Origin of the sequence: Streptosporangium sp. NPDC006013 (assembly GCF_040614275.1) — a bacterium.
GTDB lineage: Bacteria > Actinomycetota > Actinomycetes > Streptosporangiales > Streptosporangiaceae > Streptosporangium.
Window position 1 is genome coordinate 1 of the sequence record NZ_JBEXUE010000489.1, and the last position, 7,384, is coordinate 7,384.

A 7,384-nucleotide genomic window follows, 5' to 3' on the forward strand; every position below is an offset into this window, starting at 1 on the left:
CGCCGTCCATACGCGTGGTGCGGTGAGCCTCCTCACACCGACCGGTCGGCACGTTCCCGTCGTCAGGGAACGCGAAAAGCGCCGAGGGCGGTGCCTCCGCCCCCGGTGGTGGTCCGAGGGCCGGCCGAGCCGATACCGGCCTGATGCAGAGCGAGAAGCAGAAGTCCGAGAAGCAGGAAGGTCGTCCCGCTGATCCCGCCGATCCTGGTGTTGATCAGGTCGAGCAGGAGTCCGAGGCCGAACACGACGGCGGCGGCGATGGCGAACATGGTCACCTCGTCCCAGCGGAGATGTTGAGAAGCTGTTCCAGGGTCGTGCGGTAGTCGCGCAGGGCGGTCCGCAGATCCTCGGTGTCGTTCTTCTCGGTGTTCTTCCAGCGTCCCTGGAGCTCGGTGGTCCGGACCTCAAGAGCGTTCCTGAAAGAGGTCGTGATCTCGTCGAGCAGGGAGTCGGCCCGCTGTACCGCGTCGCGCGGGTCGTCCACGAACCCGGCCTGGACCTCCTGCCAGCGCCGCAGCACATCGTCGGAGTCATGGTCGAAGAGGGTCTCGGCCGTGGCGGGTGCCCGGTCGGTCGGCTCGGTGCCGGTGAGGCTCGCGCCCTCGTCGAGCACGTCGCCCTGCCGGTCCGCGGCGCTTCCGGGGAAAGCGGGGGTCATCGGGAAGTCGGTAGCGGGCACGCGGTCACGTACGGCGTCATGCGCGGTGTCGTCCACGGTGTCGTCCAGGGCGTCGTGTGTGGTGTCGTGCGCGCCGGTGCCGGTCACCGGCGTACCCGGGGTCATGGCCGGGTCCCGGGGGAGCGCGTCACCGTCGAGGTCGGCCGGCACGTTGCGCCGGTCGCCGGGCAGGGGGGCGCGGGTATCGGCGTCAGGGGCGGATGGCTCCTGGAACTCGGGTGCCACGTCCTCGTCGGCCTTGTGGACCAGCCGGTCGCTGTCCGGGTTGAATCGATTGTTCACGTCAGGTCACCGTCCTTGGGGATCGCGTCGGTAGGCTCGCTCATTGCCGTCCGTGGTCTCGGGGGCGGCGGCATCCGGCTGCCTGGGATCATGGTGATGGGGGTCGCGGTCGGCGAGATCGGCCTGCCGGGCACTCCGCTCACCGTTGACCTCGCTGCCGGGAGCCGCGAGCAACTCCTCGAACAGGGCGCGGTAGTGCACCATGGCCTGCCGGAGCTCCTCGGTTGAGGCCTCCTTGTGAGCGGCCCTGCTACTGATCTCGTGGGCCTGCCGGTAGTGGTCGAGAGTGCGGCCGTGCGCGACGGACAGGTCGGAGAGCCGCTGCTCGAAGTCCTCGGTCGGGTAGCCCCGCTCGGCCATCACGGAGGTCACCAGATGGTCGGCCTCCGTCACCGCGAAACCGGGAGCGTCCACGAAACGTTCCTGGACCTCCATCCACTTCCTCGTGTAGATCTCGCGCGTCTGCGCGTCCAGGGTGCGGATGTCGAGGGAGCTGAAGCGCTGCTCGCGGGCTCTGAGCTCCTGCTCGGCGTCGCGCCTGCTGTCACGCTCCTGCAGGGTACGTTCGTATTCGGGGCCGAAGCGGTCACGAAGTCGATGCCGGCGTTGCTGCTGCAGTGCGAGATAGCCGACTGCGACGATCGCCACCACCGCGACCACGATGACGGCCACCCAGATCACGGTGGACATGTCTGCCTCCGGTCGTGTAGGCGCTTGTCCCCGTGCGCTGCCCTGGGGTCAGGCCTCGAAACCGGCCGCCGACATTTATTGCCTCCCCGCCACTTCCTCTGGATTTGATGTTTTAGCAGGTCCTGTCGGGTATTAGATATTCTTTTACCGCGTTTTCGAATGCGGTTCCCGGCTTCGGCGGCCGCCTATGAATTCCCGTGGCAGGAATCCCGGGCCCGATCTCCGATTTACCGGCCTGCGGGCCGGTATCCGGTCCCGGGCCGGGCCTTCATCCCTCGGTGTGTGGACCGGTGCGGTCCCCGGGCCAAGCCTGCACTCCCGGAGCGCGAACCGGTCCCGGGTCTCCAGGCCGGGCCTTCACCCCCGTGCCCGGCTCCCGGGCCGGGGATGGAGGCTCAGGCATGTCCTGACTTCCATTAGCCCCGTCAGGCCTGCTCCTCGGAGAGATCGAGAGCTCTGCGGGCCTCGTCCAGCACCCTGGCGGCCAGCCAGTCATCCGTGGAGGCGGGAACCTCGGTGAACCCCCTGCCGGACTCGTACGAGATGTCCAGCCCGGCGGCGACCAGCCGCCCGGCCCAGCGCAGCGCCGTGTTCAGCTTCTCGGCGGGGATCGCCCGCCCCTGCGCCACGGACGACAGGTTCCGCAGGTTCGTCGCGGGCCCCGACTGGCTGTGCGCGCGGTCCAGCTTCCAGGGGATGGCCCGCGAGTGATCGAGCATCGGCTTCGAGAGCCCGGCGGCCCGTTTCGCCTGCAAGATCCCGGACTCGCTCACCCCGAACCGCGCCGCCAGTTCCGCGTTCGACAGCCCCCGCCCGGCCAGCCGCCGCAGCTCCTCCTGGTCGATCAACGCCTTGCGCCCCACGCACCCTCACCTTTCGCGCGATCGCCTGTCCTGACGGACGTCGCCGTGTGCGAAGCCCACCCGATCTGCGCTAAGGTTATGACGTGCACCCGAGAGGTGCGCAGCACAACCGGGACGTAGCGCAGCTTGGTAGCGCACTTGACTGGGGGTCAAGGGGTCGCAGGTTCAAATCCTGTCGTCCCGACCAGGTTTCAGCTGGTCGGTAAGGGTGTCACCCGCAAGGGAGACACCCTTTCTGCATTCTGAGTGACTAACTGAGTGACTATCGCTCCCGTCACGTGAAGATCCGGTCCATTGCTTCCGCGCCGCCGAGCAGGACCGGGCGGATCTGCTTTCGGTAGACCGCCTCTGTCACGGCGGTTCCACTGTGGCCGACGAGTCGCGCGATGTCCTCCAGGGGGACGCCGGAGTCGGACAGCAACGAGACGAAGCTGTGCCGCATCTCCCGAGGCGTCCAGTCCTTCGCGGGCAGCCCGGCGTCTTTCACGATCTTCCGGAACGCCCGTCGTACGTTGCGGGAGTCCAGGGGAGTGCCGACCAGGGAGGCGAAGACGAGATCGTTCTCCTTCCACCTCGCGCCCGCCGTCTCCCGCTCCTTGGCCTGCTGCGCTCGAAGGTTTCGTACTTGTCGTGAACGGCGGCGTGTAGGGACGCCTCGCCAGCCGAGCGCCCGGCTGGCGAGTGATCTTAGTTGTCTTGCAGAGACTGATGAAGTCGTGTCACAGCCGTCTGGGCGGCGGACTTGGTGAGCGAGGGGTCGAACTCACCGACATTGCCGTCATGCTCCAACGCGATCATGGTGTTCCCCACCCGAATGATCACAACGTCGATCGCGACCATCATTCCCGCTGGCAGCTCGGCGTCCCGCTCCAGATTGCTGTTAGGGAACCCGCTGCGGAACTTGATTCCATGCACGCTGTCACCGAGCCGACCGATCGACAGCTTGCGGATGATGTCTTTAGAGCCGTCCGTCTTGACCGTGATCTTGCGGCAATGGCGGACCATAGCCTTGGCTGCGCGTTCCAAGGCGGAGATCTCGCTGGCGGTGCCGCTCACGATGTATTCGCTGATCCCCTCCCACCGATCCTTGTGCTTCAACCCTGTCGCGGCCTTGGCCCGATAAACCGCAGCGATGCTCTTGACGGCTGTGCCGCATTTCTTGATCCGGGTGAAGGTGGGGCTCAGCAGACCACGGGTGCGGTACCCGCGACGGGTGAACTCGTTCCCGAGATCCTCCGGCGAGAGGAGGGCCGCCTTGAGTGGATCGGGAGACCTCAGGGCAGACGACTTCTCGGCCAGAGCGGGACTCGGCACCAGCAGCGATCCAGCTAAGACGGCCGCCAGAAGAAACGAACACTTAGTGATCACCCCAGCCACTCTAGGTGCACCCTTCTCAACAATGGGAGGAGCACCTGTAGCGATCCAGCAACGATCTACGTCCGTGATCGACATTGGCTCAGAGTTTCTTTACTGGTTTAAAGCGGCAGCGCTCCGCGCCGCCGCACGGCGGGACACGCCCCGCCGTCCCGGCACGGCCAGCGGGCCGGGCGTGCGGCCCTGGCGGCCGGTCCCGGCCCGCGCCAGCCGGGACGGCACGGCGTAAGCCCGCCGCCCGCCGCACCGAGCACCCGCCTAACCGAACGCACCCGCCGCCCCTGGTACGCGCTGCCGCCTGCCGCTCCGACCGCCGGCCCAACCGCTTCGCGGCCCCTTCGGGGTGCCTTCGGCATTGCGCTGGCCGTCTCCACTCCCGCTGAACAGTTTTCCGGGGTTGCGGGCCGTGACTCCCCCGCCCCCGCTACCGGAGTGTTCGTGTCCCTCGGTCGGCGTCAACTCCGTCCGTACCTGTTGGGTGAGGGCTGCTGTGCACGTCGGGGCGGACGGACACGCGAAGACGGAGTTGACCCCTCGGTCGGGACACACGATCTGGCAGCTATCGGGGGCGGGGGAGGAATGGGCCAGCGTGCATGGTGGACTCCTGGCAGGCGTGGCGACGCCGTCCCTCCGAAGCACACGCCGCCACGCCCGTCTCTACCGGGCCTTCCCGGACAGCAGCGCCGCCCAGGTCGCCCGAGTTGTGGCGATCGACCAGCGGTGACTCTCGTCCACCCGGTGGCCGCCGTCGAGTTGCGTGGTGCGCCGGATGAACGCCCGCCCGCCGCCCTCGCACAGTTCATAGACCGTGGCACGGCACACACAGGTCCACGCCACCGGCCGCACCCGCTCCAACGTGTGGTGCGGCTTGTGCCAGTCGAGCCGAACGTGATCACGTTGCGCCATGCCCAGGTGCGGGCTCACACACGTCTCAAGCACCATCACAACGGAGCCGCCCCCGCGCTGGGAGGGGGCGCGGGGCGCGTCGCGCGGAGAGCGGCGTAACGGTCAGCGATCCGGCGAGCGGCCGTCGACGGATTGTCCGCCGTGTGAGCGGCGTACTTCCTGCGGCCCGTCCGCGCGGAGTGCTCGCCGTTCCACCACATGAAGCGAAAGCCGTCGGACCACACGAGCAGATCCACCCACACACTCAGCAGGGCCGCACCGTGCCCATGGTGGACGTCAGAGGTGATGCCGAGACTCTCAAGCTCCGCGTGAAGCCGTTGCATCGAGCACAGAGCCGGATCGTCAGCCGTCGAAACCCGTGAAGTAATCATCACGTTCAGCTAAGCCGCCGCACTCCGGCAGGGCACGATGACAATGGGAGATAGCCAGGGATACGGCCGCATCCGCGAATATCCGGAGGTGAACGATGGGCACCCCAGGAACACCCCCCCAGTGGGCCGTACGGCTGCGCGACGAGCGCAAGGCCAAGGTCGGCACCGTGGCCGACATGGCACGTCGGCTCAAGGAAGTCGCCGGAAAACAGCGCGGCAAGCTGCCCAGCATCGACGACCTCACCCGGACCATCCGGGGATGGGAACGCGGCGACCACTACCCCAGCGAGCGCTACCGCCTGCTGTACGCCCGCGCGCTGCGGAGCACCGAGACCGACCTGTTCGACCTCGCCGAGCGCCCCAGCCTCCCGGTGCCCGCGCTGCCCCTGCCGACCGTCGCACCCGACGCCGATCTGTTCGAGCGGATCGCCCGCAGTGTCCAGCAGCCCAGCCGAGTGGATCAGCGCACCGTGGACTGGCTGGCGACCTGTCTTGCCGAACACCGCAAGGTCGAAGACACCATCGGCTCCCGCCCGCTGCTTGGCATCGTGCGGCAACAGCTCGGCGTGGTGGTCGAGCTCGCCCAGGGCGCCCGCGGATCGCTGGCCGACACGGTGGTTGACCTGGCCTCGCAGTACGCCCAGTTCGTCGCGTGGATGTCCCTGGACGTCGACGACCAGGCCGCCGCGCTCGCCTGGTACGACCGCGCCCATGACTGGGCGTTGGAGATCGGCGACGTGAACATGGCCACCACCACGCTCAGCATGAAGGCCCACCAGGCATGGAGTGCGGGCAACGCCCGCAGGTGTGTCCGGCTCGCCGATGCGGCCCGTTGGCACGACGGCCGGGTGACGCCGGGTGTGCGGGGGATGGCCGCGCAGATGGCCGCCCGAGGTCACGCGCTCGCTGGCGATGCCAGGCCCGCTCGCACGCTGCTGGACGAGGCCGAGGCGCTGATCCGCCGGGCCGCCGAGCATGCCGATGACGAGCCGGTGTGGATGTATTTCTACGACGAGACCTGGTTCCGCCTCCAGCGCGGCATGACCGAGTTGCATCTTGCCAACTGGCCCAAGGCGATCGACCTGCTGACGGACGGTCTGTCCGGCCTTCCGGAGACCTACAAGCGCGATCGCGCCTGGTACGGCTCATGCCTGGCCAAGGCCCACACCGAGGCCGGAGACGCGGCGGCAGCCCTACAGGTGAGCCTGCCGATCGTGGCCGACGCTGTCGAGCTGAACCGCCACGCGGCCAAGGAACTGCGTACGATCGCACGAGACTTGAACAGGAAACAGGCCCCGGAGGCGGTCACTCTCTCCGAGGCGCTGATGGCCTGTTCATCTGTCCCGGAGTGATCGGTCAGAGAGGGAAGACACCCATGGCCACTGTCGCCGATCTGGTGGCGATCATCGGACCTCCGAACAAGTCGGCATCCGCCGTGGACTGGACCGCGATCGAGGCGGAGACCGGTCTTGTGTTCCCTAGCGACTACAAGGTATGGACCGCCCAATATGCCGACCTCCGGCTGAACGACTTTCTCTACGTCAGCCGTCCCGACCTCGGTGGACTCGAAAGGCAGTGCGCGATTCACCGGATGAGCCAGCTTCGCCCGCTCATCGAGGAGTGGGGCACTATCAACCTGGTGGACGACGAGGGTAGAGAGACCGAGGTGTCGCCCTTCCCTCTCTATCCCGAGCTCGGCGGTGTGTACCCGTGGGGATCGACGGATAACGGGGACTACCTTTTGTGGCTCACCGGTCCTGATCCCGAGAAGTGGACGATCGTGATCACGGACGGATGGATGTGGTGGCATTACCCAGGATCGCTGATGGACTTCCTCGTCGGAATCATGAGCCGTAAGGTGCTATGCCCCTTGTTCCCTGATGACTTTCCCGACGGAACTGATATCGAGGAATACACTCCGGAGGATCACGCACGTATCCGGGCTGAGCATGGGCTGTGACGGCAATCTGTGGGGCAGGGTGACGGCATCTCACGCTGCGGTTTTCTGGGTGACCAACTGGGTGACAACGGCCCTGGACGGGGCCGGACAGCAGTGGATCGCTGTGGACCGTATGCGCAGGTGGGAGCGGGTATCAGGCGTGGTCCCGCCCCCTCCTGGGTTGCCTGGGGGTCAAGGGGTCGCAGGTTCAAATCCTGTCGTCCCGACCAGGTTTTTGCTGGTCGGTAGGGGTTTCGGAGTTTCTCCGGAGCCCCTTTTT

8 protein-coding genes, 1 tRNA gene and 1 pseudogene are annotated in these 7,384 nt (G+C 67.1%); 3 read left to right on the forward strand and 7 right to left on the reverse strand.

Going from position 1 to position 7,384, the window contains the following annotated elements; translation table 11 throughout:
• Positions 1-62: 62 nt before the first annotated feature.
• The 4 genes from ABZ260_RS42580 to ABZ260_RS42595 form a co-directional block, all read right to left on the reverse strand.
• Positions 63-269, reverse strand: a complete 207-nt coding sequence (locus tag ABZ260_RS42580) for a hypothetical protein (RefSeq protein ID WP_355629236.1) — start codon at positions 267-269, stop codon at positions 63-65.
• A gap of 2 nt (positions 270-271) precedes the next feature.
• Positions 272-961, reverse strand: a complete 690-nt coding sequence (locus tag ABZ260_RS42585; protein ID WP_355629215.1) for a hypothetical protein — start codon at positions 959-961, stop codon at positions 272-274.
• A gap of 6 nt (positions 962-967) precedes the next feature.
• Positions 968-1,651: a hypothetical protein gene (locus tag ABZ260_RS42590; RefSeq protein ID WP_355629218.1), complete on the reverse strand. Its 684-nt coding sequence runs from the start codon at positions 1,649-1,651 to the stop codon at positions 968-970.
• A gap of 425 nt (positions 1,652-2,076) precedes the next feature.
• Positions 2,077-2,514, reverse strand: coding sequence for a hypothetical protein (locus tag ABZ260_RS42595; protein ID WP_355629221.1), 438 nt, complete (start codon positions 2,512-2,514; stop codon positions 2,077-2,079).
• Positions 2,515-2,624: 110 nt separating this feature from the next.
• Here ABZ260_RS42595 and ABZ260_RS42600 point away from each other — a divergent pair.
• A tRNA-Pro gene (locus tag ABZ260_RS42600) sits at positions 2,625-2,701 on the forward strand.
• Between the two features lie 87 nt (positions 2,702-2,788).
• Here ABZ260_RS42600 and ABZ260_RS42605 read toward each other — a convergent pair.
• The 3 genes and pseudogenes from ABZ260_RS42605 to ABZ260_RS42615 form a co-directional block, all read right to left on the reverse strand.
• Positions 2,789-3,082: pseudogene (locus tag ABZ260_RS42605) on the reverse strand (tyrosine-type recombinase/integrase); the annotation flags it as partial.
• Between the two features lie 119 nt (positions 3,083-3,201).
• A complete protein-coding gene (locus ABZ260_RS42610) occupies positions 3,202-3,882 on the reverse strand; it encodes a hypothetical protein (protein WP_355629224.1) in 681 nt (226 codons plus the stop codon).
• 663 nt (positions 3,883-4,545) lie between these two features.
• Positions 4,546-4,812: a hypothetical protein gene (locus tag ABZ260_RS42615; protein ID WP_355629227.1), complete on the reverse strand. Its 267-nt coding sequence runs from the start codon at positions 4,810-4,812 to the stop codon at positions 4,546-4,548.
• Positions 4,813-5,260: 448 nt separating this feature from the next.
• On the opposite strand from ABZ260_RS42615, the gene ABZ260_RS42620 reads away from it, so the two are divergent.
• Entirely contained in the window at positions 5,261-6,517 is a 1,257-nt protein-coding gene (locus tag ABZ260_RS42620) for an XRE family transcriptional regulator (RefSeq protein WP_355629230.1), read from the forward strand.
• Positions 6,518-6,540: 23 nt separating this feature from the next.
• The gene (locus ABZ260_RS42625; RefSeq protein ID WP_355629233.1) at positions 6,541-7,125 is read left to right on the forward strand and encodes a hypothetical protein; all 585 of its coding nucleotides are present in this window, start codon (positions 6,541-6,543) and stop codon (positions 7,123-7,125) included.
• Positions 7,126-7,384 lie beyond the last annotated feature (259 nt).